The organism is Neorhizobium phenanthreniclasticum (assembly GCF_040066075.1).
Classification (GTDB): domain Bacteria; phylum Pseudomonadota; class Alphaproteobacteria; order Rhizobiales; family Rhizobiaceae; genus Neorhizobium; species Neorhizobium petrolearium.
In genome coordinates, this window is record NZ_JBEAAL010000050.1 from 1 (window position 1) to 25,357 (window position 25,357).

The following is a 25,357-nucleotide window of genomic DNA, read 5'->3' on the forward strand; positions in this document are numbered from 1 at the left end:
ACTGACCAAAGACTGGGAGAAATCAATCGCCTCCGCTGAAACCTGGATGCTCATCGCCCACATCCGCATTCTCACCCGGAGGCTCGCAAGGTATTATGTCTATTGAGCTCTTTTCGAGTCAGGCTCTGAGCACGGACACGTGCAAAGGCGATTTCCCTGGTATAGCTGGTCTCCTTCCCAAACAAACCCTTCGGATCGATACCTATAGCGTAGCCATACCGGTTACTCGTTGGATATTCCGGTGCCGCATCCCTTGAAAGCTTACCTTCTTCGTCTAAATTAATGCGATAAAGCCTAATTTAATCGACACTAGACGAGCGACTACGGGCGGGGTCATCCGAAAAGGGGCGTTCGCAATCGAGAGTCTAAGCGGTCGTCCCAGAAAGCTTCGCCCTACAAATTTGCTCGACAAGCTCCTGAAGCACCTGAATACGTTCGATGATCCAGCGAAGCTCTTCTTCTGTTATCTCGTAATGCGGCGAATACCTTGCGTCGACATAAGCCCGATCGAGCCGCTCGAAACAGCGGCGGGCGAATTTGGTGTCTCGCGGCCATGCCTCGATCAGGCGCGCGTCGATCCCCTCGGCCGAAGAGCGTAGGAATTTCAGGCGATGCGACTTAGGCGAGTAGAGGGTCAGGACAAGCAGGACGCAGTGATACGCTTCTTCCGTCGCCTGATGCAGCATAAAGGAGCCGTGTCGCCAGATTCCGTCATCTAGCATCAATTCTGCTCCGCGGAGCGCTTCCCTTGAAAGCTTGAACCAGCGCTCGAAATAACCCTCAGCCTCCTTCCTCGCATCTTCCTGATCCAGCGGCTTCGGTGCCACGAACGGATGGCCTTCCTTCTCGTAGAGCATGATGCCGTCGCGGATGATGTCGATAAAGAAAGGCCTGCCGCGTGCCAGCTGGTCGTTCACGTCCTGCAGCGTGTGAACGATGATGTTGACCGGCGTCTCGATTTCCTTGGTAATCGTCAATTCGCGCAGGAAATGATCGGACACATCGTGCCACAGATCATTGTCCTCTCCGACGCTTTTGATATTGACGACAACGAGGATATCGAAATCGGACCTGTAACCGCTCTTGCGATCTTCCACCCAGTCGCCGCGGCTATAGGAACCGAAGAGAATGACCTTCAAGATCCGCCCGGCCTTCTGCTTTTCGGAAAGCTTCGATTGCTGCGCCGCATCGAATTCCTCAAAGATGATCTTCAAGGCAAGCGAAAGCTCCCGCTGCTTGCGCTCCGGAAGATGGCCGAGGCCGTCATTGTCGTCCGTCACCAAAACACCTGTGTCCATTGCCCTGTCGTAACCTGCAGCCATTGCGGCAATGCAAGTCTACGCCTCTGTATCTGGCCAGACTCAAAATCACCCAAAACAAGCGCTAGCCAAGCGTTGCGCTACCCAAGATTGAGCACATGCGCCGACGTATTTAATCATACACCTTATTTGGGCGGTCGCCGCAAGCGCGGCGCAAGTCATCGGGGAAAACCCGACCTCAATCCACGACCCTGTAATTGCGATGTATCGCCCAATGGCCAAGCAAATTCGCGGAGTTTGCCTATGATGCAGGGAATGGAATGTTGATCTGGTGAAATTCCCCGTACGAATTAAGACTATATCAGATCTTCGGGCGAGGAACTATTTTGCGTGCATCGACATTTTAGGTTTTCGGCCGGATAACGAGGCAGCATATGCAATCAGTCAGGATGACCGAAGAGCTGTGGCAGCATCTGCTTTCGCTGCGGGAGGATTCGATTGACCCGGTTGCGCTTCCTGAAGATGTCGATGTCTCGTGCCTGTCGCTTTACAGGCCGCTAGCGCTGCGGGAGAGGCCTTTTGCCCTGGCTCAGGTCGGTCAGTCGCTGGATGGGCGCATCGCAACCCCGGCGGGTGACGCCCAGAATGTTTCGGGATCCGACGGGATCGCTCATCTTCACCGCTGCCGCGCGCTGGTGGATGCGGTTATCGTCGGTGTGGGGACGGTTGTCGCCGACAATCCGAGCCTTTCCGTCCGCGCAGTCCGCGGCAGAAGCCCGGTTCGGGTCGTGGTGGATTGCAACGGCCGTATGCCCGAACGCGCCAAGATGCTGCATGACGGCGGCACACCCGTCCTCGTGATGCAGGCAGACGATGCGTCGCGTCGCTATGATGCCCATGAGGTCATTCGTCTGCCGCGTCAGGCCGATGGCGGGCTGTTGCCCAACGATATCCTGACAGCACTTGCAGAACGCGACCTTGCCACAGTCCTGGTGGAAGGCGGCGCAAGAACGATTTCCCGTTTCGTCGATGCGCAGTTGATCGACCATTTGCATGTGTCGGTATCGCCGATCATCATCGGTTCGGGACCGGCTGGAATCCGGCTTGCGCCAATCGAGCGGCTTTCCGAAGCACGCCGCCCCGAGGTGCAGATCTACAATATCGGCACGGATATCGTCTTCGACTGCAATTTGCGTGCCGAGGCTCGACAGCAGACCGCCTTACCTAAGCGCGAGGATATCCTGATGGCCAACACGGCATAGACTGCCTTCAACGTCGACCATGCGGTGTCGGAAACCGGCCCAATCGCCAATTTCGTTCTCGTCAAGTTGGCCGTATTCATAGATCGCGCGGATAACGCCATCGATAAATCGCCGCTGCAGACCGGCATCGGCTGCCGTCATGATCCATGGAGACGGGGCAACCTGCAGCGTATAGTCCCTCTCCTTCAGGCATTCGACCAGCGTCTTCCAACCGGCCGGCCCAAGCGAAACGCCAAACCCCTTGTCACTCAGTTGATGCGCATTGAAACTTCCTGCGATCGCCTGGTCCAGCGGATGCGGCTTCGACCAAGTCATTTCCCCGTCGTAGTTCAGTGCGGCGTAAAGGCCGATACCGGTCGTGGAAATCCGTTCGGCGAACCGGCGGATGAATTGCTCGGAACAGAGGTCGAACAATGCCGATGCCGTTACCAGCCTCGCATCCGTCAATGGCAGCGCTTCGATATTGTTGAGATCGCAGCGGATAAACTCGACCGCGTTACCATGAAGCCGTCGGGCTTCATCCAGCAGCCGCCTGTCGTTATCGAACAGCTGCCAGTGGACTTTCCTCTCAATTTTCGGCGAAAGTGCGCGGAAGGTCGCTCCCGTCCCGCAGCCGATATCAAGGATGGTGCTGCCGGGAGCGTTCTCGATGGCTTCGACTGCGGCGGCCAGCAAAGCCTTGTCACGCGAACGGGCATCTACCGGTTCCCGCAGGGCCAGCCAATTTTTGTCGAAGCCGCTCACGATGCTGCCTCCAGGACGTCGGAGATGATAGCGGCCGTATCCCTCCAGGAGGGCAATTTGGCGCCGGCGGTCGCCGCAGCGTCCGCCATAGCGATTCGGGTTTCCGGTTCTTCGAGCAGCCGGCGCAGAGCCACAGCAAATGCCTTGGGATCATCCGGAGGAACAAGGAAGCCTGCGCTTCTCGGCACGACTTCCGGTACAGCGCCGGCCGCGCAGCCGACGATCGGCAGGCCTTGGGCAAGCGCTTCGGCAAAGACCATGCCGTAGCCCTCGTAACGGCTGGCCAGCGCGAAAATATCGGCCCTGGAAAACTCGTTGCGTGGATCGTCGATCTGACCTGCGAGCTCAATCCGATCACCAAGACCCGATTGGATGATCTGCCTTTCCAGCGCAGCCGAGGTGTCGGGATCAAGCGTCCTGCTGCCGACAATGCGACAGTCCCAGGAAAGATCGGACAGCTTTTCCAGCGCTGCAATCAGCACGTCGTGGCCCTTCCGGCGGGTCAGCGTGCCGATACTGAGGATCAGGGGCGGCTCGCCACGAGCCTTTGAAAGAGGCGCGGGATCCATGCCGGGAATGGCGACCGTAATTTTCTCCGCCGGCACCGCATAATTGGCAGAAAGTTCTGCCGCGGTCGTATGCGAAGTGACGATGATCCCGCGGGTCTGCGCCAGTGCGGTTTTTTCGCGCGAGGCAAGGGTCTTTTGCTGCCTATGTTCGAGCCCCGTTTCCAGAGCCAGCGGATGATGCACCAGCGCCATGATTTTGAGCCGCTTTGCCTCGCGGACGGCGCATTCATCCATGACGCCGAAAGCCAAACCATCGATCAGCACGAGGCTGCTCTCCGGAAGCTCGGAAAGCATCCGACCGGCTGCTTCAAGCTGGGCTGCGCTCGGGTTCGGAAAACCCTCGCCAAGAGAAAGCGGCTCGACATTCCAGCCGATATCGCGAAGGGCTGCGATCACGCGCCGATCATATCCATACCCGCCGGTGCGGGTTTCGATGTCGCCCGGGTAGGCGAAGATGAGATCACGGCTCACAGCTCAGCCTCGTACCAGCCGCGTGCGGTGTGGGATTCATTCAGTATAACCCTAAGCTTGCGTATGCGCTGACCGCCCCCGCCAAGCCGGCCGTTGTCGATCGCCTCGGCGATGCGATCGAAGATGTGCTTCGCCAGGAACTCCGTCGTGGTCACCTTTCCAGCGAAAATATCCAATGTGTCAAGGTTCTGGTAGTTCAACGGCGCCAGCACCTCCTTTAGCACGTCGGTGGCGAGCCCGATATCGACCGCAAGGCCGTTCTCGTCGAGATTGTCGGTAAAGAAAGCTGCATCCACGGTGAATGTCGCGCCATGCAGTCCCTGGGCAGGACCGAAGACCGGTCGGGGAAGGCTGTGCGCAACCATGATGTGATCGCGGACTTCGATGGCGAACATGCAAATTTTCCTCAGTAGCGGATGCGGTGGCAGAGCGTGGCAGATGAACGGATAATGCCGGGGTAATCGCGCGCCATCGTTTCGAACGGGGTCTCGCCTGAAATCAAGCGGTCGAGCCGGTCGTCATCCAGAAGCTCAAGTGCCTTGGCCATGCGGCGGTGCGTATCCCAGCGAGCCCGTCGTCCGGGCGGCAATGCGCCAACCTGGGAGCTGACGACGGAGAGCCGCTTGGCATGGAAGGCGCCGCCGAGAGGAAGCTCGACGTGTTTTTCACCGTACCAGCTCGCTTCGACGATACGGGCTTCGAAGCCGGCATGGCTCAGCGCTTCTGCCAGGGCCGTGGAAGATGCGGAGGCGTTGATCAGGACGTCGCAATCATTCTGCATTGCGTCAGGCAGTGCGAAATGAAGGCCGAGAGCCCGGGCAATCTCGGCGCGTTCCGGCTCGATATCGGAAATCATGACTTCCGTTCCGGCGATCCGCGAGGCGAGCCCGGCGACCAGAAGTCCGACGACGCCGGCGCCAAAGACCGCTACCCGATCGCCTGGCTGAATGCCACCATCCCAGATGATGTTGAGTGCTGTTTCCATGTTTGCGGCCAATACCGCTCGCTGTGGTGGAAGGCTTTGCGGCAATGGATGTACCGCTGGGGCCGGCACGCGAAAACGGTCCTGATGCGGGTGCAAGCAGAAGACCTGCCTGCCTATGGCCGCTTCCGACCCTTCCTCGACGACGCCGACGGCGGCATAACCGTATTTCACGGGAAAGGGGAACTGCCCAGCCTGGTGCGGAGCGCGCATGCGCTGATATTCGCTTTCCGGCACTTGCCCGCGGAAGATAAGCGACTCAGTGCCGCGGCTGATGCCGCTATAAAGCGTGCGAACCAGGACATCGCCCTCGCGTTCCGGCGGAAGCGGCTCATCGCGGAGCCCACAGCGGCCCGTCTCCTCGAACCAGAGGGCACGGCTATGCTCTTCCATCACGGGTGGTTGAGCCGTCTCATGCCTTGTCACATATTAGCCCTTTCAGATTTACCAAAATCACACCTAGAGGCCTCAACGATGAGGGCAAGGGATCAGAACTTCGAGAAGAGGATAAAGATATCACGTTTATTTGACGCCGTTTTTTTGATTCAGGCTTGGCGGCTCGGTGCAATCCTTTCCATGTAATATCCGGAGGAGAGCGTCATGATTGTTTCACATCAGCGTTGGGAGGGGCGTGAGCGCTGCGTAGAGATTGGATGGCCGATCTTCGCGACGGCACCGAAAGGCGGGTCCGGTGGTTGAATGGATGAATGCCGGCCACCCGGACGAAATGGCGGCCCGCCGAGCTTTCCGCTCGCTCTTGCTCAATGCTTCTACTGTGACGGTGTCGGTTGCCGTAGTCTTCATTGTTGCGATGGATCGTTTGGGAGATCGTCTCGGCATGGACACGGTTGCCATCGGCACAGCCTTCGTCATCTATGCCGCAATCTGCACAATCGCGCTCGGCAATCTTCACGCGCATGGGCACAGCCGTTTCGGCGCGGCGAATATGGTAACGACAGTGCGGGCGGCAATTACTGCCACCGTAGGCGGATTGGTGCTGGTGTCCGATCAGTTCGGCCAGGCCTCCCGCGCCGAAGCTTTGTGGCTCATCGGCTCGATCGTTGCCTTCGCGCTCGCCCTGGACGGTGTCGACGGCCATCTTGCCCGCCGAACCCGTACCGCTTCGCGTTTCGGCGCCCGGTTCGACATGGAAGTCGATGCTCTGCTGATACTCTTCCTGTCGATTGCCGCTTTTCTGCTCGGCAAAGCGGGCGTCTGGGTCCTGCTGATCGGCCTGATGCGCTATGCTTATGGCGCGGCACAAAGCGTCCTCCCCAGGCTGCGGGGCGAGCTGCCGCCTTCCATGCGCCGCAAGCTGATCTGCGTCGTGCAGGGGGCGGCACTGTGTCTGATGCTGTTCCCGTTCATTGTGCCGCCCGTTTCGACCATGCTTGCGGCGTGGGCGCTGGCCGCGCTTGCCTATTCCTTCGCGAGGGATGTGATTTTCCTTCTGCGCGCAAGTCGAGATGAACATGCGTCATGACCTATCGGCTTCGCTGGGGCTTGCGCGCTCACTGCTCATTTATTACGGCCAGCCCTGGCGACGGTCTTCACTGAAACGATTCTATGCCGAGTTCATCAAGCCCGGCGATCTTATCTTCGATATTGGCGCACATGCGGGCAATCGCAGTCGGACGCTTCTTTCCCTCGGTGCCAAGGTCATCGCAGTGGAGCCGCAGCCGATATTTGCCGATTTCATCGCGCGGTCTTTTGCCGGCGAAGAACTGGTTCTGCTGCGCAAGGCGGTAGGCAAGCAACCGGGCACAGTTGATCTTCATATTTCCGACCGGCATCCGACGGTGACGAGTATTTCGCCGTCCTGGATTTCAAAGATGGAGAAGACCATCGGATTCCGCAGTGTCACTTGGAACCGCGTCGAACGCGTCGAAATGACGACGCTCGACGTGTTGATCGATGAATATGGTCTGCCGGCCTTCTGCAAGATCGATGTGGAAGGTGCGGAAGCGGATATTCTTGCCAGCTTGCATCATCCGATCCCGCTGCTTGCTTTCGAATATATTCCGGCGGCGATGGAAATTGCCGAGGAGGCAATTGGCCATATGCGGAAACTTGGGCCCTACCGTTTCAATCGGGTGGAAGGCGAGGGGCACCGCTTCGCGCATGGTGAATGGGTCTCGGCCGAATCCATATTGGCTGAGCTCCCGGGATTGGCGGGACGGCAGTTGTCCGGCGATATCTATGCTCGGCGTGATGCATGACGGATCAGCGACGTCTCAGTCCGGAAAGCCATGGCCGGTGGAGTCGAAGCATTGACGGAAAGAGTGGCCATGAATGAGTACCGGTCTTTTCGTACGAAGGACAATGCAAGCAAAGGGGACGCCCGGCAGCCAAATCGGCGGTCCTTGCCGCGGATCGCAATTGCGTCGGTGATCGTTGCGGTGATCCTCGCGCTGCCCTCCAGGCCGGAGGCACTCACCAATGTCTCGGAGATCCGGTTTCCGCTGGAGGTGATCGGCATCGTGCTGTTCGCATTGGTGCTCGACGGCGCCGGGTTTGCTATCCTGAAGTGGGGCATTACCCTGTCGCTTGCCGCGATGCTGTTCCTGAAGCTTGCGGATATCGGCACCGGCATGGTCTTCCAGCGTCCGTTCAATCCCTATCTCGATCTCAAAATCCTGACGGACGGATGGAATCTCTTGAGCGGCACGGTGGGAGTGGCGGTAGCGGTCGGCATCATCTGCGCCGGCCTCGTCGCATGGCTTCTGGTGACGGTCGTGCTTTACTGGTCGTTCGACGGCTTTCGGCATTCAGCCGTTGAGGCTCGACGAAAATCCGTCCTCGCAAGCGGCATCCTTTTCCTTGTCGGGTTGGCGGCCTTCATCGTCCAGGATCGCGATCATCGCAATCTCGGCATAGAGGCACGGGCCGTTCCCTATTTTGTCAATCGCGTCGCGATGGTGAAAGATTCGGTCGCCGATCTTGCCCGGTTCGAGGATGAGGTGAAACAGGATCCGGTTTCCGCCGGACGGCATTTCTCGGCGCTCGCCGGCACGGACGTGGTGCTGATCTTCATCGAGTCCTATGGCCGCAGCGCGATCGAAGACCCGCGTTATGCCACCCGCATCAACGATCGCCTCGACTTGATGGAGCGGGAAATCGAGGCGGCGGGATTGCAGGCGCGCAGCGGCTGGCTCACTTCGCCAACGGTCGGCGGCATAAGCTGGCTGGCGCATGGCACGCTGCTTTCCGGCCTCTGGATCGATAGCCAGGCGCGTTACGACCGGATGATTACCAGCGAGCGGCGAAGTCTCAACAGCCTGTTTCACGCGGCCGGCTGGCGGACCACGGCGGTGATGCCGGCGATTACCATGGACTGGCCGGAGGCAGGCTATTTCGGTTATAACAGCGTGCATGATGCCCATGGCCTCGGCTACAAGGGCAAGCCGTTCAACTGGGTGACGATGCCGGACCAGTATACGCTTTCAGCCTTCGAGCGGCTGGAGCGCCAGGGACGTGACGAACCAGGCCACACGCCGGTCATGGCTGAAATGGCGCTGATCTCCAGTCACGCGCCCTGGACGCCGATCCCGTCGTTGGTCGATTGGGATCAGGTAGGCGACGGAACCGTGTTCAACCCTCAAGCGGAAGGCGGCGAGTCGCCGTCTGTCATCTGGGCCGATCCAGCGCGCGTCCGCACTCAATATATCGCCTCGATTGATTACACGCTCGAAACGCTGGGCTCCTACATGGTGCGCTACGGCAGGAATACCTTATTCATTCTGCTCGGCGACCATCAGCCGGCCGCGATCATCACCGGCGAGGAGGCTTCCCGTGACGTGCCAATGCATATCGTTGCGGGCAACCCAGAGCTCCTGGATCGCCTCGACGGCTGGAACTTGCAGAGGGGAATGATCCCAACGAAAGAAACGCCGGTCTACCGGATGGATGAGTTCCGCAGGAAACTGGTCGAGAGCTTTGACTAGCGGTCTCTAAGCATGGCTGCCGAGATAGCTTTCCATCAGGGCCGGATCGACTGCCAATTCGGCTGCCGGACCGGAGCGTTTCACTTCGCCAAGCTCGACCAGATAGCCTTCGTCGGCGATCTCCAGCGCAGCGCGGGCATTCTGCTCGACAAGCAGGATCGAAACGCCGGTCGTCCGAAGTTCCGAGACGATGTTGAGAATATCGGCGACGATCTTCGGCGCCAGCCCCAGGCTCGGCTCATCGAGCAGCAGCAGGCGAGGGCGGCTCATCAGCGCGCGTGCCAGCGCCAGCATCTGCCGCTCGCCGCCGGAGAGCGTGCCCGCGAGCTGCTTGCGACGCTCCGCGAGCCGCGGAAAGCGGGCGTAAAGTTCCTCGCGTGTTTCGGCACGTTCCGACGCGTTGCGCAGAAAGCCGCCGAGTTCGATATTGTCTTCAACCGACATGGTCGAGAAAAGCTCGCGCTTTTCCGGCACGAGGCAGAGACCTTCGGCGACGCGGGCCTCTACCGAGTGCGGTACCGGTGCACTATTATACAGGATCGTGCCTTTTGCCGGCACGATGCCCATCACCGCATTGAGCAGGGTCGTCTTGCCGGCTCCGTTCGCGCCGATGACGGTCACGATGCTGCCCGGCCTCATGGCAAGCGAAATGCCGTGCAGCACTTCGGCGCGGCCATAAGAGACGTGGATGTCAGAGAGTTCGAGCAGGTTCCCGCTCATGCCACACCTCCGAGATAGGCGGCGATCACAGCCGGATGTTTACGGACCTCCGTTGGCTTGCCGTCGGCGATCAGCGTGCCGAAATCCAGCACGACGAGGTGATCAACCAGGCCCATGACGAAACCCATGTCATGCTCGACCAGCAGTACACTGACACCCTCTTCGCGGAGTTTGCGGAGCAGGCTGGCAAGTTCCTGCTTTTCGCCATGGCGCAGGCCGGCGGCTGGCTCATCGAGCAACAGAACGGCCGGATCAGCCGCGAGTGCTCGAGCGATTTCGAGGATACGGATCTGGCCGAGTGCGAGATCGCCCGCCGGCCGGTCGCGATATTGACCAAGACCGACACGTTCGAGCTGAACAGCGGCTTCGGTCAGCAAAGTTGCCTCCTCTTCCCGCTCCAGCCGGAAGAAACTGCGGAAAACGCCGGCGGAGCCGCGCAGATGCGCGCCGAGTGCGACATTTTCCAGCACCGACATATCCGGCAGGATCTTGGCGTGCTGAAAGGTTCGAGCAATGCCATGCTGGGCAATTTCGCGCGGGCTGTCACCGGTAAGCGGTTGGCCCTCATAGAAGATGGAACCGCTCGTCAGCGAAGCGATGCCGGTAATGAGGTTGAAAGTCGTGCTCTTGCCGGCGCCATTGGGACCGATCAGGCCGACAACCTGACCGGCCTTTACCTGGAAGCTGACGTCGTTGACCGCCATCAATCCACCGAAGGCCTTGCGCGCCTTTTCCACTTTGATGAGCGGAGAGCCGGCCGCTGCGAGCGTGCGTCTGGCGAGCTTATCGCTGGAAGCCGGGATCGGCCGCGGAGGGCGTTTCGGCAGGAGTTTCAACACGAGGGGCCAGAGTCCGTCGCGGGAAAGCTGCAGGATTAGGACAAGCAGGATGCCAAAGACGATCATCTCGAAATTGGCGGTCGTGCCGATGATGTCCGGTAGGAAACGCTGCAGGACGTCCTTGAGAATCAGCACGATGCTTGCCCCAAAGATCGCGCCCCAGACATGGCCGGCGCCGCCGACCACTGCCATCAGCAGGTATTCGATGCCCATGGAAAGGCCGAAGGGGGTCGGGTTCACCGAGCGCTGCATATGGGCATAGAGCCAACCGGAGAGTGCCGCGACAACGCCGGCGAAGACGAAGACGGTGAGCTTGGCCCGAACAATATTGACGCCGAAGGCTTCGGCCGCCTGACTGCCGCCGCGCAGCGCACGAATGGCGCGGCCGATGCGGGAATCGAGCAGGTTCCTGGCGCCGATCGCCACCGCAATCACGAAAAACCAGATGAGATAGTAGATGGAGCCGTCGCTTAAGAAACGATAGCCGGCGAATTCGATCGGCGGGATGCCGGAAATGCCGTCATAGCGGCCGAGCAGGTCGATCTTCCCGAAGAGGTAGTAGAGCGCCAATCCCCAGGCGATCGTGCCGAGCGGAAGGAAATGACCGGAAAGGCGCACGGTGATCAGGCCGAGCGGCAACGCGATCACAGCGCCGACGATCAGCGATAGTGGCAATGTAAGCCAGGGCGAGACGCCGTAGTTTGTGCTGAGCACAGCGGTCGTGTAGGCGCCGAAACCACAGAAGGCCGCCTGGCCGAAGGAGGTCAATCCGCCGACGCCGGTCAGCAGAACCAGGCCGATCGTCACCAGTGAGGCGAGGCCGATATTGTTGAGCAGCGTAATCCAGAAAGGAGGAACCGGCAGGGCCGGTACAACCGACAGGAAAAGGATGCCGACAAATCCGGGCAGCATGCGCCGAATGTTCATCGCTCACTCCTCCTCATGGAATGCGTGGCTGAGCGACAGCCAGATCAGCACGGGGATGATCAGCCCAAAGACGATGACCTCCTTGTAGGAACTGGCGAAGAAGGAGGCGAAGGCTTCGATCAACCCGACGCCAATCGCGGCAACCGCCGTGATCGGGAAACTCGCAAGTCCGCCGATGATGGCCGCAACGAAACCCTTGAGGCCGATCAGGAAGCCGGTATCGTAATAGATCGTGGTGATCGGGCCGATCAGAACGCCTGAGATTGCGCCGATGGTGGCAGCCAGCGTGAATGCGGTGATGCCTGTCAAATGGGTGCGCACACCGACCAGCCGGGCACCGAGACGGTTGACGGCCGTGGCACGCAGAGCCTTTCCGAGCAGCGTACGCTCGAAGAACATATAGAGGGCAATGATGATCGCGATCGTCGAGCCATAGATCCAGAGGCTCTGCGCCGGCACCATCAGTGAGCCGATCGTGTAGTTTGTCTCCGCCAGCGGCTGGGCGCGCAGCCCTTCCGCACCGAAGAAGACGAGGCCAAGACCCATCATCGCCAGATGCACGCCGACCGAAGCGATGAGCAGCACCAGCACCGAAGCGTCGGCAAGCGGTCGGTAGGCGATGCGATATACGTAATAACCCATGGGAGCGATGATCAGGATGGTGAGCAGTGCCTTGGCGAAGGCCGGCAGGCCGAGCGGCGCGAGCATGGTTGCTACGCCGTAGATGACGGCCGGCAGGATGAGGTTCATTGCCAGGCTGCGCAGGAAGGTGCGAGCATCTGTGCCTCGCCGCCAGCTCCAGAGATCAGTCAGGAATGCAATTGCGCCAAAGCAGACAAGCAGGGATGTCGTCGCGGGCACGCGGCCGTTGTCGAGCAGCGCCAGCGTGAGTGCGCCATAGGCGACGAACTCGCCCTGTGGGATGAAGATCACCCGCGTGACGGAGAAAACGAGAACCAGCGCGAGACCAAGAAGCGCATAGATTGCGCCGCTGGTGACCCCGTCCTGGATCAGGAAGGTCGCAATCATCGCGTCCAAAGAATTTCCCCCCGATTATTGAACCGACGCCGATAGGAAGCCCGGCAATGAATGCCGGGCCTTTGATGAATGGCCTTTATTTCACCAACTCGAACTTGCCGTCCTTGGTCGTGAGCAGGACAACGGCCCGCTCGTCGAGACCGAGGTGATCATCGGCCTTGTATTCGAAGACGCCCTGGCTTGCCGGGAACGGCCCACCCGTCTCGATCGCGTCACGAAGTGCTGCGCGGAATTCCGGTGTGCCCGGCTTTGCGGTTTTGAGCGCGACCGGGATCGCCTTTTTCAGGATCGCCATGGCGTCGTGAATATGCGCGCCGAACTGGGTGCGGGTGCCGGCACCGAATTTCTTCTCATAGGCCGTAACGTAAGCGAGGCCCTCCTGCTTCGTCTCCGACGAATCCGGCTGGAATTCCGGCACCATGACAGGGCCTGAAGCGAAGATCGTGTTGTCGGCCGCCTTGCCGGCGATGCGCAGGAAATCGAACGTCACGGCGCCATGGGTCTGATAGATCTTGCCGGTGAAGCCGCGTTCGCGCAGTGCGATCTGCGGAAGTGCTGCGCCGGTGCCGGAGGCGCCGACGAAGACGGCGTCCGGGCGAGAAGCGACAAGCTTCAGGACCTGGCCGGAAACGGAGGTGTCGGGACGTGCATAACGTTCCTCCGCCACCATTTTCAGACCGTACTGCTCGCCGATCGCCTTGTACTGGTTGACCCAGAGATCGCCGTAGGAGTCGGAAAAACCGATATAGCCGAAGGTCTTGACGCCGTCGGCCTTCATTTTTGCAAACAAGGTCCGGGCGATCAGGCCGGCATCCTGCGGCAGGACGAAGGTCCACTTGCCTTTGGAAATGTTCGGCGGGACAGGCGAAGCCGAGAAATGCGGCGTGCTGGTTTCGGCGGCAACACCGGCAACGGCGATCGAAGCGGGAGTGAGCGCCGAACCGACGATCACATCGACTTTTTCGTCATTGACGAAACGGCGGGCATTGGTCGTGGCGACCGAAGGATCGCCGGCATCGTCGAGAACGATGACCTTGAGTTTCTCGCCGCCGACGTCAGCCGGCCAGAGTTCGACGGAATTCTTGAGCGGAATGCCGAGCGCAGCGCCCGGCCCGGTTGACGAAACGGTGACGCCGATGGTTACGTCAGCGAGTGCTGGACCCGCCAATACAGGAAGGGACAGGGCGGCAATCACCGCTATCCCAGTAAAAAAAGGGTTCTTCATAGGATCCTCCCAGGACAAAAGCGGGCGATCTCCTCTTCGCCCGCTGTTTGTTTACATGGAGATTGTTTCTTTGTAAACAATCTAGCGGAGGCGAGATCGGCACTTCATGATGCGAGCGCTCCCAGATGATCCGACTGAAAGGAAGGTCAGGGTAGGTCGGATCCCAGCAGACGTGCGAAGCCCGTCTTTCTGTTCAGTTCCACCGTCTCACGCGCCCGCCTGACACGTCGTTCCACGAGCCCCAGCATATCCATGAATTCATTGATCTTTTCGGCCGGAAAATCGCCGAAGAGATGTTTTTCGAGAGCATCTATCTCAGCTACCATACTGTTGTAGACGGCTGTTCCCGCAGGTGTAAATTCGATCTGGGCCCACCGTGCATCGCGTTCATCTGAACGGCGGTCTATCAGACCACGATCGACGAGTTCCCGGATCGCGCGCGAGACCATGGCCTTGTCGATGGTCGTGTGACGGCCGATTTCCATCGGCGAGATCGGCTGATAGCTGCCGATCGCGGACATCACCCGCCAGATATTCAGTTTGAAGCCGTGGACTTCGCAAAGGAGGCTGAGCAGCTTCACCATTTCCGCGTTGCTGCGCGCAAGCCTGTAAGGCACGACCTTGGAGAGTTTTCTGGCCGAATCAGGCCGTTCGTCGGTCATATGTCAGGTCACCAGTGCCCGCTGCTTATATTCGGCGGCATCCCAGAGCCGGTTCGTCATGATGTCTGCGAGAATGCTGACCGCCTTCAACACGTCGCGTTCGCCGATATAGAGCGGCGTGAATCCAAAACGGATTGCATCCGGAGCGCGGAAATCGCCGATTACGCCGCGGGCAATCAGTGCCTGCATGATTGCATAACCTTCCCGATGCAGGAATGAGATCTGGCTGCCGCGCTTTTCCCCATTACGTGGCGAACCGAGCGTCAGCATGGGGCAACGCTTTTCCACTTCGGCCACGAAAAGATCACACAGTTTGATCGATTGCTGGCGCAGATCGGCCATGTCCACGCCTTCCCAGGCATCCAGCGCGGCATCGAGCGCGACGAGTCCGAGGATTGGCGGCGTGCCCACCCGCATTCGGTCGATGCCGCCGCCTGGCCGGTACCCGAGATCGAAGGCGAAAGGCGTCTCGTGTCCCAACCAGCCGGAAAGCGCCGGGCGTACCTTGTCCGCAAGGCGTGGCGCAACATAGATGAAGGCCGGCGCGCCCGGACCGCCGTTGAGGTATTTGTAGGTGCAGCCGACCGCAAAATCAGCATCCGCTCCCGTCAGGTCGACGGGTAGAGCGCCAGCCGAATGGGCGAGGTCCCAGACGGCGATGGCGCCTTTGTCATGTGCCTTTTTCGTCAACGACTTCATGTCATGCAGCCGACCGGTGCGGTAATCCACTTCGGTCAGCATCAGAACGCCGACGGTTTCGTCGATCGCCGCTTCCACCTCCTCCGGCTCGACGATTTTCAGTTCATGGCTCCTGTCGAGCGAGCGGATCAGGCCATCAGCCATATAGAGATCGGAGGGGAAGTTGCCGCTGTCGGAGAGAATGACCTTGCGCTCAGGCCTCAACTCAAGCGCGGAGGCGAGCGCCTGATAGACCTTGATCGATAGCGTATCACCCATGACGACCGTGCCTTCGGGTGCGCCGATCAGCCTACCGACCCGGTCGCCGACTTTGCGCGGCATCATCATCCAGCCAGCCTTGTTCCAGCCCTTGATGAGTAGCTCCCCCCATTCGTCGGTCATCAGCCTGGCGACACGTTCCTTGGCGGCAAGCGGCAGAGGTCCCAGCGAATTGCCGTCGAGATAAACGATGCCCTCCGGAAGATAGAAGAGCGAGCGGGTCTTTTCGAAATCCGTCACAGGTACACCTTATATTCGAGCCGATACAATTGCAGGCAGACTAGAAGCTGGAGCAGGGCACGCAAGATGGATTCGCATCCTGATCCGGCAAATTCGCCGCGCATTCTGAGCTTGTGGTCAGGCGGTTGCCGCCGTAACCTCACCGCATCCGGTTCCCAGACAAGGATCTGATGCCGATGGACAATCCCGTTTCCGAGACCGGGCCGTTTCCCGAAGAGCCGGGAATTCTGGAGTTCCTGAAGATCTGCGACAATTTCTATCCTCCCGATGCCGTCCATGCATCGATCGAGCAGCAGCGCACCTGGTACGACGCACTCTGCGCCCATTTTGACCGGCCTCTGCCGCATGGGCTCACCTTTGGGGACGAGATGCTGTTCGTGCCGGTTCGGCAATACCGACCGGCGGAGATCCGCACGAAGACGGTGCTGCTTTATCTGCATGGCGGCGGCTTTGTTGTCGGGTCGCTCCAGAGCCATCACGCGATCTGCGCCGAGATTTCCGATTTCGCCGGGGCGGAACTCGTCTCGGTCGATTATCGCCTGGCGCCCGAGCATGTCTGGCCGGCCCAGACGGACGATTGTTTCGCGGTGCTGAAACAGCTTCTTGGTCAGGAAAGGAAGATCGTCGTGATCGGCGACAGCGCCGGCGGCAATCTTGCAGCGGGACTGGCGCTGCGCGCACGCGACGAGCGGCTTTCCGGCATTATCGGGCAAGTGTTGATCTATCCGGAGCTCGGTGGCGATCTCGTCTCAGGCTCCTATCAAGAGATGGCGCACGCCCCCGGCCTGACGACGCAGGATGTCACCTACTATCGAGCGATCCTGAAAGCGCCGGCTGACGAACCCGTGGCGCATCCGCTGCTGGAGGCCGATTTCTCCGGCCTGCCACCCGCCTATATCACTGTCGCGCATTTCGATCCGCTGCGTGACGATGGACGTCAATATGCCGAACGGCTGGCTGCGGCGGGCGTCACCGTCACCTTCCGTGAGGAGCCGCAGATGGTGCATGCCTGGCTACGTGCCCGGTATATAAGCGGCGATGCCGGGGACGGATTCCTGGCAGTTTGTGAGGCAGTCCGGCAGCTTGCAGGGAGCGAGACATGAGCGGAGTCACCGATCTTTCCACGCTGCTCGCCAGTCTGGAACCGACGCTCCTGGATGGGGAATTCGTCTATACGACCGTGCCACACGAAAAACTGGATGATTACCTGCCGCTGAAGCCGATCGGAATGTTCTTCGAGGCGGAGGGTCTGACGCTGATCCTACCGAACGCGTCCGCCGTGCAGGCCGGTCTTGCGGTCAGCGCCCCACTCCGCTGCATCACCATGATGGTACATTCTTCACTGGACGCAGTCGGCATGACGGCGGCAATGGCATCGGCGCTCACCAAGGAAGGCATCAGCGCCAACGTTGTGGCAGCCTATTATCACGACCACATCTTTGTCCCGGCGGTGGATGCGGACCGAGCCGTGGCTGCGCTCAAGGCTCTTTCGTCGCCCGCTACATGAGGTCGCGGGGGATTATCTTTTCAAACGTTTTCTCAAACACCTGTTTCTTGCCGTCATAAGCAACAACCGAAGCGCTGATCAGCCAATCCTCCGCCGTGCAGGTGATCTTCGCAGTCGATATGGTTCGCACCGACCAGCCTGTCCGCTGCATGCCGCAGGTCCAGATGGCCGTGCCCCTCATCGAGAGCGGATCGTCCGGCGAGATCGACCAGACTTCCTCGCGAAGCTGGCGGGTCGAGAGGCCGGTTCCGGGATGTTCGGCAAGTCCGGTATCTTCGTGAATCAGGTAATCTGTACGGTTGGCGGAAAGATCGCGCGTGACGCTGCGCCGCGTCACGGGAGGCGTATGGGCGATATACTTCGGTAACGGATCGGGGTTGTCCGGCTCTCGCATCTCGAAGGCTTCGTGTGTGCCGAGCTTCGGCAGTGCCAAGCCTAGAGAGCCGATGTCGATCGTCAAACCTGGATCGACAGGCGGCGGCAGCACCGTCGGCCAATAGGCGGTCGAAAGCGACAGCCGGATACGATGACCCTTGCCAAAGCGGTAGCCGCAGGCATCGAGGACGAGACGGATCGTAACCGGTTCGCCGGGTATCAACGGCTTGGGTTCGGCGTTGCCTTCGCGATGGGCGAGGTTGATGACTCCGAATGAAACCCGTGTTGCCGTGCCATCCGGATGCACGTCGACGATGCGGGCGCAGAGATTGGCAAGTTCGGCCTCGCAACTGAGCGTCAGCGTGAGGATCGGCCGGCCAAGGTAGTCCTGCGGTTCGGCAAGCGGCGAGGTTTCGAATACGAGCGAACCGGCGTCGTCGATGCGCTGGTCGCCGGCAAGCTCGGCATCCGGTTTCAGCGTGAACCATTCGCCGGAGGCTGTGCCGATATCGAGCGGCGATTTCAGATAGGCGTTATGCGGTGGCGCCTGCGGGACCGGCATGCCTTCCAGAAGCGTGCCGAACTGGTCGACATAAAAGCACTGCGCCTCCGGTTCGGACCATTTCTGTTTGCAAATCCAGAAGCCGGGATCGATATCGCGGCGTGGCGCCGGTTTCGGGCCGTCGAGAATATAGGCACGCACCTGGGGCAGGGTTTCGACGCCATTTTCCTCGCCGCGCAGCCAGCGGTTCCAGAAGGCAATCGCTTCACCCAAAAAATCGGCACGCGGCTTCGGCCAGGCGAAATGCGGATATTTGTGGATCCACGGACCGATCAGTGCCTTGGATTTTTCGCCGAGCCCTTCAGCAGCAAGCAGCGGCGTATTGCGGTAGCCATCGGCCCAGCCGGCAATGACCAGCGTCGGTATTTCGATAGCCGAGTAATCTTCCGAGATCGAGCCGTGCTGCCAGAAGGCGTCGCGCCGCTGATGCGACAGCCATTCCTCCATGAAGAAGGGTTCGTTATCCAGCCGCTCTATCCACATTTCCATCCAGTGATTGCCGACCAGTTCAGGATCCGGCGGGCGGGACTGGTAAGCGAGCATGGTTGCCGCCCAGGAAAGCTGGGCGGAGAGGTGGCACCCGTTCTTGTAGTGGATATCGTCGTTGTAACGGTCCGTCGTGGAGGCGATCGAAATCACCGCCTTCAAGGCCGTCGGGCGGAGGGCGGCGACCTGCAGGCTGTTGAAGCCACCCCAGGAAATACCCATCATGCCGACATTGCCGTTCGACCATGGCTGTTTTGCGATCCAGGCGATCAGCTCGCAGGCGTTTGAGAGTTCCAGTTCCGTGTATTCGCCGTCGATGACACCGCCGGATTCGCCCGAGCCGCGAATATCGACCCGCACGCCGGCAATGCCCGCTGCCGCGAAAACGGGATAGGTCGACTCGTCGCGTGCGCTTGTTCCGTCGCGCTTGCGGTATGGCAGGAATTCGAAGACTGCGGGCACGGGATCGGCCTCGGCTCCATCCGGCATCCAGATACGGGCGGCAAGACGCGTCCCATCCCTCAGCGTGATCCATTGGTTTTCGATGACGGAGAAGGAGCGTTCAGTCATTTGGTGTGCACTTTCAAGAACAGCGGATTCAATTCCCGGCACTTTCCATGCGCCGCGTGTCAAGTACCCGTTCCAGCCAGCCTATCTCCATTTCCGGCACGGATTTCAGGAGCAGATCGGTATAATCGTCGAAGGGCGGCGAGAGCGCCTGGGATTTGGGTCCGAAACGCACCAACCGGCCACGATGCATGACCGCGACGGAATCGGCGATTGCCCGGACGATCGCGATGTCATGGGTGATGAAGACATAGGAAAGCTTTTCCTCTTCCTGCAGTTTCATCAAGAGCTTCAATATGCCTTCCGCCACCAGCGGGTCTAGCGCGGAGGTGGGCTCGTCACAGAGAATGAGCTCCGGCTTGGCGGCCAGCGCCCGCGCGATTGCGACACGCTGTTTCTGGCCGCCGGAAAGCTCGGCCGGGTAGCGGTCGATGAAACCGTTGCCCATCTCAATCTGTTCGAGCAGTTCCTTCACCCGCGCTGTTTTCGCTGCGCCGCGCAGCCCGTCATAGAAGGTCAGAGGCCGGCCGATAATGTCGCGCACCGTCTGGCGCGGGTTCATTGCGGTATCCGCCATCTGATAGATGAGCTGGATGCGGCGCAGATCGTCGCGCGAGCGATTCTTCAAGGCCGGCGCCAGCGTTTTGCCATCGAAGGTGATCTTGCCTTCGCTCGGCGGAAGGAGGCCGGTGATGACACGCGCGAGCGTCGATTTGCCGGAACCGGATTCCCCGACGATCGCCAGCGTCTGGCCCTTGCAGAGATGCAGCGAAACGCCGTGCAGCACCTTGAAGCCATTGCCATATTGCGCGCTGACATTATCGACCTTCAGGAGCGGGCTTGTCTGGTCGGAGGCTTCTGCGTGTGCCGTCTGGCGAACGTTTACAAGCGCACGCGTGTAATCCTGTGTGGGTGCCTCGATGATCTGCTGGACCGAGCCGTATTCCACCGTCTTGCCATGGCGCAGGACCATGATGTCGTCGGAAATCTGCGCGACCACCGCAAGGTCGTGGGTGATGTAGAGCGCCGCTGTATGGGTTTCTTCGATCGCATGCTTGATTGCAGCCAGGACGTCGATCTGGGTTGTGACGTCGAGCGCGGTCGTCGGTTCGTCGAAGACGATCAGTTCCGGGTTCGGACAGAGCGCCATGGCAGTCATGGCGCGCTGGAGCTGGCCGCCCGAGACCTGATGCGGAAACCGGTTGCCGAAGGTTTCGGGGCTCGGCAGGCCGAGCACGCGGAAAAGGTAGAGCGCCCGTTTCCTGGCTTCTTCCTTCGTCATCAGCCCGTGCCTGACCGAGGCTTCGATCACCTGATCGCCTAGCCGATGGGCCGGGTTGAAGGCGGCGGCGGCCGATTGCGCCACGTAGCAGACGCGGGCACCGCGCACCTTACGGATGCCGGTATTGTCGAGGGGCAGAAGATCGGTGCCGTTGAGGATAACCTCGCCGCCGGTAATCTCGGCACCGCCGCGGCCGTAGGCGAGAGCGGAAAGGCCGATCGTTGACTTGCCGGCGCCGGATTCGCCGATCAGGCCGAGCACCTTGCCTTTCTGAAGGTCGAAGGAGACATCGTCGACAATCGTGATGCGCCTCGGCGGCTCGCCGGGCGGATGGCTCACCGCCTCGATCCTGAGGTTGCGGACGGACAGAAGCTCAGGCATCGCCGCGACCTCCCTTGAGGCTGGAGGTTCGTTTGAGCAACCAGTCGACGACGAGGTTGACGCAGACGGCGAGCGCGGCGATCGCCGCGCCAGGCACGAGTGCCGCCGGAATGCCGAAGATGATGCCGTCCTTGTTGTCCTTCACCATGCCGCCCCAATCCGCTGCCGGTGGCTGAATGCCGAGGCCCAGAAAGGAAAGCGTCGAGAGAAAGAGGATGGAGAAAGCGAAACGCAGGCCGAATTCGGCCAGCAGCGGCGAGAGCGTGTTCGGCAGGATCTCGCGGAAGATGATCCAGGCCGTGCCTTCGCCGCGCAGCTTGGCGGCTTCTACGAACTCCATCACCGCGACGTCCAGCGCCACAGCGCGTCCGAGGCGATAGACGCGAGTGGAATCGAGGATCGCCATGACGAGAATGAGCACAATCAGGTGCTGCGGCAGGACGGCGAGCACGACGAGTGCGAAGATCAGGGTCGGGATCGACATCATCAGGTCGTTGAAACGGGAAAATGCCGTATCGATAATGCCGCCGGATACCGCGGCTATGAAGCTTAAAAGGATCCCGAGCGAGAAGGAGATGACCGTCGCCGCGAGCGCTACGAACAGCGTGGTCCGGGCGCCGTAGATCAGTCGGGAGAGAATGTCCCGCCCGAGATTGTCCAGCCCGAAGAAGAACTGCGCATCCGCCTCCTGCCAGACGCCGCCGACCACCTCCGTCTCGCCATAGGGTGCGACCAGCGGCGCGAAAAGGGCGCAGAAAAAAGCGATGGCAATGCCGAACATGCCGATCCAGGCGGTGATGGGGATTTCTCTCAGCCTCATCGCGGATGCCTCAGGCGCGGGTTGGCGATGATCGCAAGGATATCGGCCAGCATGTTGAGGAAAATGTAGACGGCGGCAAAAATCAGCCCGCAAGCCTGCACGACGGGCATGTCACGCACGGTCACGGCATCGACCATGTATTGGCCCATCCCAGGATAGACGAAGACCACTTCCACCACGACAACGCCGACCACCAGATAGGCAAGATTCAGCGCCACGACATTGATGATCGGGGCCAGCGCGTTGGGTGCGGCGTGCCGGGCGATCGCCCGCCAGGCGGAAAGCCCCTTGAGCTCGGCGGTTTCCATATAAGCCGAGGACATGACGGAAAGGATCGCCGCCCGCGTCATACGCATCATATGGGCGAGCACCACAAGCACCAGCGTTGCGGTCGGCAGCGCAATGGCCTTGATCCGATCGAGGAAAGCCATGCCGTCGTAGACGGTGGCCGGGAAAGTCGCGACGCCGAAATTGACGGCGAAATAGAGGATCAGCAGATAGCCGATGAAGAATTCCGGCAGTGAGATCGCAGCGAGCGAGATAACGTTGATGATCTTGTCCGGCATGCGGTTGCGGAAGTGCACGGACAGCATGCCGAGCCCGACGGCCAGCGGCACTGCGATCACCGCCGCGAACCCGGCGAGAAAGAGCGAGTTGCCAAGCCGCTTGCCCACCTGTTCCGAAACCGAGTTTCTGCTTGCCCAGGACGCGCCGAAATCGCCCTGAACGGCGCCGCCAAGCCATTCGAAGTATCGGGTGACGATCGGCCGGTCGAGCCCGAGTTCGGAGCGGATATTGGCGACCGCCTGGGGTGTCGCGGACTGGCCGAGATAGGTGGTCGCGAAATCGCCGGGGAGCGCCTCGACACCGCCGAAGATCAGCACCGAGACGGCGAAGAGGAGCAGGATCGACAAAAGCATGCGCTCGATGACCAGGGCGAGAAGTGGAAACCGCTCCCTGAATCTCTGGCCGGGCAGGCTGTCTGTTTCGGTGGAGTTGGACATCGGCGAGAAGCCTCGTTCTGAAACGGAGGGAGGATCGCGGAAAGACCCGCGATGCCTCGGTCAAGCGGCGAACCGCGGTCTCAGAATTCAGGCGTCCAACCAGACGCGGGTTGCGACATAGCCATTCGACATGTCGTTGCCGATGTCGCTGACATAGCCCTTCACCTTTTTGGTCGCAGCATTCACGAAATCGTTGAACATCGGCAGGATGGTGCCGCCCTCGTCGCGCACCATCATCGCCATTTCGCGATACATGTCCTTGCGTTTGGCCTCGTCCAGCTCGCCGCGGGCGGCGATGAGGAGCTTGTCGAACTTCTCGTTCTTGAACTTCGTGTCGTTCCAGTCGGCGGTGGAAAGATAGGCGCCGGAATAGAACTGGTCCTGGGTCGCGCGGCTGCCCCAATAGGAGGCGGAGAATGGCTGGACGTTCCAGACGTTCGACCAATAGCCGTCGCCCGGTTCGCGCTTGATCTCCAGCGTAATGCCGGCCTTCTTCGCGCTCTGCTGGAAGAGGACCGATGCGTCGACCGCACCGGGGAAAGCAACCTCGGACGTGCGCAGAAGAATGGAGCCGCTATGGCCCGACTTCTTGTAGTGAAAGGCTGCCTTGTCGGGATCGTATTTGCGCTGCTCGATGCCCTCGGGAAAGAGCGCATAGGTATCGTTGATCGGGAAGTCGTTGCCCACCTTGCCGTAACCGCCGAGGATACGCGTGACCAATTCCTCGCGGTCGATCGCATATTTCAGTGCGAGCCGCAGGTCGTTGTTGTCGAACGGCGCCTTGTCGCAATGCATGATGAAGACATAGTGACCGCCGCCGGACGTCGTCAGGAGTTCGACATTGGGCGCACGCTTCAGCAGCGAGACGGTTTTCGGATCGACACGGTTGATGAAATGCACCTGGCCGGAAGAGAGAGCGGCGATGCGGGCGGTCGCATCGTTCATGTTGATGACTTCTACCGTCTGGACAAAGCCGCGGTCGGAACGCCAGTCGTTGGGGTTCTTTTCGAAAGTCATGCGCACGCCCGGCTCGAAGGTGGTAATTTTATAAGCCCCGGTTCCGATGCCGGCCGTCGGGTTATCGACGCCGCCGTTGGGCTGAATGACGAGATGGTAGTCGGTGAAGATTGCCGGCAGGTCGGCGTTGCCGGAGTCGAGCGTGACAACCAGGTCGCCGCCCTTGTTCTCAATGTTCTTGATGGATTTCAGGACGCCTGCCGCGCCGGATTCCGTCTTGCTGTCGCTGTGACGCTTCAAAGTGGCAACCACGTCGTCCGTAGTCATCTCCTTGCCATCGTGGAACGGCACGCCCTTGCGGATCTTGAAGGTCCAGACGGTCGCATCCGGAGACGGCGACCAGGATTCGGCCAGCGACGGGATTGGTGCGCGGGTTTCCGGATGGGTCTCGACCAGCGTGTCGCCCCAGGTGCGCACAGCCATGAACATGACCTGAGACGTAGCCTTGGCGGGGTCGATCGAGTCAGTTGCAGCGCCGCCCTCAAGCCCGAGCTTGAAATGACCGCCCTTCTTTGGCTCCTGCGCGGACGCGCTCGTCGCAAAGAGATGGCTCGCTGCGGTCAACGTCATGCCAGCGGCCATGGCGCGACCCATGAATTCCCGGCGGCTCATGCCTCCCGCGGTCACGCGACCGGCGAGATGTCTAGTAAAATCGGTCATTCCCCTGTTCCTCTCTTATCTGATGCAGATTTCTGCTTTCATGCCAGGCGCCGGGCGATACGGTTTCCTCTTCCGTAACGGTTGGCGCGTCATCCTATCGATCCTGGGAAATGGTTCGGTTGCCGCCGACATATCTTCCTTTCTTCTGCAGACCCCGGCTCATGACTTGAGCTCTTTTGCCTCAGGGCTATCCTGCGTTAGATCGAAGGCCTTCTGCGAGGCTTTGGATGAATAAGGGCGCGTTTACTGCGCGGGTGGTGCCTTCGATACGACATTAATTGCCGTCGATACGACAGTTTTGGCAACCATCTATCGGTTGCGAAAAATTGACATTTGCTCAAGCAGGGAAATTTTGCTCAGATGCCCGCAATGGCATGGAAAAAGGTGCCGGTGACATTCCCGCGCCAACCGCCCGACGGACCGATTTCGTTGCCGATGCCGTCTGCAATCATGGCGAGAGGTGGGTCGGTTCCGGGGCAAAACACCCGCGCATAGTGAAACTCGTGGCCGCGTACAGTCTCGCCCTTCCGCCCTATCGCGCAGGGGCCGAGCAGGCGTGCCTGCCGGTAGCCAAGGTTCATCTTTCGTTTGGCGAAACTGGTGCGATGGGAAAGCAGGCCGGTCATGGCGTGGGTCGCGCCGTCCGCGTCTTCCAGCACCTCGCCGAGCACCATATAGCCGCCGCATTCGCCGTGAACCGGTTTCGTCTCCGCGAAGCGCTTGAGGCTTTCTCTGAAGTTTTCGGCAGCCGCCAGCCTGCCGGCATGAAGTTCCGGATAGCCACCTGGCAGCCAGCAAAAGCCGCCATCGGACAGCGGAGCCTCCGCGGCCAATGGAGGGAAGGGCACCACCCCCGC

The 25,357-nt window shown here is 60.3% G+C and carries 22 protein-coding genes and 2 pseudogenes; 7 read left to right on the forward strand and 17 right to left on the reverse strand.

Features of this window, described 5'->3' with window-relative positions:
• Positions 1-106, forward strand: a pseudogene (locus tag ABK249_RS32505) (IS5/IS1182 family transposase); the annotation flags it as partial.
• 259 nt (positions 107-365) lie between these two features.
• Here the strand turns inward: ABK249_RS32505 and ABK249_RS32510 are convergent.
• Positions 366-1,298, reverse strand: coding sequence for a HEPN domain-containing protein (locus tag ABK249_RS32510; RefSeq protein WP_227704602.1), 933 nt, complete (start codon positions 1,296-1,298; stop codon positions 366-368).
• A gap of 395 nt (positions 1,299-1,693) precedes the next feature.
• On the opposite strand from ABK249_RS32510, the gene ABK249_RS32515 reads away from it, so the two are divergent.
• Positions 1,694-2,521, forward strand: coding sequence for a RibD family protein (locus tag ABK249_RS32515; protein WP_037154203.1), 828 nt, complete (start codon positions 1,694-1,696; stop codon positions 2,519-2,521).
• On the opposite strand, the gene ABK249_RS32520 is transcribed toward ABK249_RS32515, so the two are convergent.
• The 4 genes from ABK249_RS32520 to ABK249_RS32535 are packed head-to-tail and all read right to left on the reverse strand — an operon-like array spanning position 2,480 to position 5,680.
• A complete protein-coding gene (locus ABK249_RS32520) occupies positions 2,480-3,265 on the reverse strand; it encodes a class I SAM-dependent methyltransferase (protein WP_037154204.1) in 786 nt (261 codons plus the stop codon). The genes ABK249_RS32515 and ABK249_RS32520 overlap by 42 nt on opposite strands.
• Entirely contained in the window at positions 3,262-4,305 is a 1,044-nt protein-coding gene (locus ABK249_RS32525; RefSeq protein WP_037154208.1) for a glycosyltransferase family 4 protein, read from the reverse strand. The genes ABK249_RS32520 and ABK249_RS32525 overlap by 4 nt, the downstream gene beginning before the upstream one ends.
• A complete protein-coding gene (locus tag ABK249_RS32530; protein ID WP_037154210.1) occupies positions 4,302-4,700 on the reverse strand; it encodes a 6-pyruvoyl trahydropterin synthase family protein in 399 nt (132 codons plus the stop codon). The genes ABK249_RS32525 and ABK249_RS32530 overlap by 4 nt, the downstream gene beginning before the upstream one ends.
• An 11-nt stretch (positions 4,701-4,711) precedes the next feature.
• A complete protein-coding gene (locus ABK249_RS32535; protein ID WP_348864849.1) occupies positions 4,712-5,680 on the reverse strand; it encodes a zinc-dependent alcohol dehydrogenase in 969 nt (322 codons plus the stop codon).
• Between the two features lie 298 nt (positions 5,681-5,978).
• Here ABK249_RS32535 and ABK249_RS32540 point away from each other — a divergent pair, with 298 nt between their 5' ends.
• From ABK249_RS32540 to ABK249_RS32550, 3 genes are all read left to right on the forward strand, one after another.
• Complete coding sequence (locus ABK249_RS32540) at positions 5,979-6,770, forward strand: CDP-alcohol phosphatidyltransferase family protein (protein WP_227704600.1); 792 nt, start codon at positions 5,979-5,981, stop codon at positions 6,768-6,770.
• Complete coding sequence (locus ABK249_RS32545) at positions 6,760-7,506, forward strand: FkbM family methyltransferase (protein ID WP_152601189.1); 747 nt, start codon at positions 6,760-6,762, stop codon at positions 7,504-7,506. Before ABK249_RS32540 ends, ABK249_RS32545 begins: the two co-directional genes overlap by 11 nt.
• A gap of 144 nt (positions 7,507-7,650) precedes the next feature.
• Positions 7,651-9,231 carry an LTA synthase family protein gene (locus ABK249_RS32550; protein WP_348864837.1) on the forward strand — a complete coding sequence of 527 codons (1,581 nt, stop codon included), beginning with the start codon at positions 7,651-7,653 and terminating at the stop codon, positions 9,229-9,231.
• A 6-nt stretch (positions 9,232-9,237) separates the two neighbouring features.
• Here ABK249_RS32550 and ABK249_RS32555 read toward each other — a convergent pair whose 3' ends face one another.
• The 6 genes from ABK249_RS32555 to kynU form a co-directional block, all read right to left on the reverse strand.
• Positions 9,238-9,951, reverse strand: a complete 714-nt coding sequence (locus tag ABK249_RS32555; RefSeq protein WP_037154218.1) for an ABC transporter ATP-binding protein — start codon at positions 9,949-9,951, stop codon at positions 9,238-9,240.
• Positions 9,948-11,717, reverse strand: coding sequence for a branched-chain amino acid ABC transporter ATP-binding protein/permease (locus ABK249_RS32560; protein WP_348864838.1), 1,770 nt, complete (start codon positions 11,715-11,717; stop codon positions 9,948-9,950). Before ABK249_RS32560 ends, ABK249_RS32555 begins: the two co-directional genes overlap by 4 nt.
• A 3-nt stretch (positions 11,718-11,720) precedes the next feature.
• Positions 11,721-12,755, reverse strand: a complete 1,035-nt coding sequence (locus ABK249_RS32565) for a branched-chain amino acid ABC transporter permease (RefSeq protein WP_415926500.1) — start codon at positions 12,753-12,755, stop codon at positions 11,721-11,723.
• A 76-nt stretch (positions 12,756-12,831) separates the two neighbouring features.
• Positions 12,832-13,980: an ABC transporter substrate-binding protein gene (locus tag ABK249_RS32570; RefSeq protein WP_037154223.1), complete on the reverse strand. Its 1,149-nt coding sequence runs from the start codon at positions 13,978-13,980 to the stop codon at positions 12,832-12,834.
• A 146-nt stretch (positions 13,981-14,126) separates the two neighbouring features.
• Entirely contained in the window at positions 14,127-14,564 is a 438-nt protein-coding gene (locus tag ABK249_RS32575) for a MarR family winged helix-turn-helix transcriptional regulator (RefSeq protein WP_161784776.1), read from the reverse strand.
• A gap of 81 nt (positions 14,565-14,645) precedes the next feature.
• Positions 14,646-15,839 carry a kynureninase gene (gene kynU / locus ABK249_RS32580; protein ID WP_348864840.1) on the reverse strand — a complete coding sequence of 398 codons (1,194 nt, stop codon included), beginning with the start codon at positions 15,837-15,839 and terminating at the stop codon, positions 14,646-14,648.
• Positions 15,840-16,015: 176 nt separating this feature from the next.
• Here kynU and ABK249_RS32585 point away from each other — a divergent pair, with 176 nt between their 5' ends.
• Both ABK249_RS32585 and ABK249_RS32590 read left to right on the forward strand, forming a co-directional pair.
• On the forward strand, positions 16,016-16,942 hold the full coding sequence (locus ABK249_RS32585; protein WP_348864841.1) for an alpha/beta hydrolase: 927 nt from the start codon (positions 16,016-16,018) through the stop codon (positions 16,940-16,942).
• Complete coding sequence (locus tag ABK249_RS32590; protein ID WP_348864842.1) at positions 16,939-17,346, forward strand: ACT domain-containing protein; 408 nt, start codon at positions 16,939-16,941, stop codon at positions 17,344-17,346. The genes ABK249_RS32585 and ABK249_RS32590 overlap by 4 nt, the downstream gene beginning before the upstream one ends.
• On the opposite strand, the gene ABK249_RS32595 is transcribed toward ABK249_RS32590, so the two are convergent.
• The 6 genes and pseudogenes from ABK249_RS32595 to ABK249_RS32620 form a co-directional block, all read right to left on the reverse strand.
• Entirely contained in the window at positions 17,339-19,339 is a 2,001-nt protein-coding gene (locus tag ABK249_RS32595; protein WP_348864843.1) for a CocE/NonD family hydrolase, read from the reverse strand. The two genes, ABK249_RS32590 and ABK249_RS32595, sit on opposite strands and share 8 nt — an antisense overlap.
• A gap of 28 nt (positions 19,340-19,367) precedes the next feature.
• Positions 19,368-20,999, reverse strand: coding sequence for an ABC transporter ATP-binding protein (locus ABK249_RS32600; RefSeq protein WP_348864845.1), 1,632 nt, complete (start codon positions 20,997-20,999; stop codon positions 19,368-19,370).
• Complete coding sequence (locus ABK249_RS32605) at positions 20,992-21,819, reverse strand: ABC transporter permease (protein WP_037154243.1); 828 nt, start codon at positions 21,817-21,819, stop codon at positions 20,992-20,994. The genes ABK249_RS32600 and ABK249_RS32605 overlap by 8 nt, the downstream gene beginning before the upstream one ends.
• The gene (locus ABK249_RS32610) at positions 21,816-22,823 is read right to left on the reverse strand and encodes an ABC transporter permease (RefSeq protein WP_348864846.1); all 1,008 of its coding nucleotides are present in this window, start codon (positions 22,821-22,823) and stop codon (positions 21,816-21,818) included. The genes ABK249_RS32605 and ABK249_RS32610 overlap by 4 nt, the downstream gene beginning before the upstream one ends.
• Before the next feature lie 87 nt (positions 22,824-22,910).
• Entirely contained in the window at positions 22,911-24,500 is a 1,590-nt protein-coding gene (locus ABK249_RS32615; RefSeq protein WP_348864847.1) for an ABC transporter substrate-binding protein, read from the reverse strand.
• Between the two features lie 356 nt (positions 24,501-24,856).
• Positions 24,857-25,357, reverse strand: a pseudogene (locus tag ABK249_RS32620) (cobyrinate a,c-diamide synthase); the annotation flags it as partial.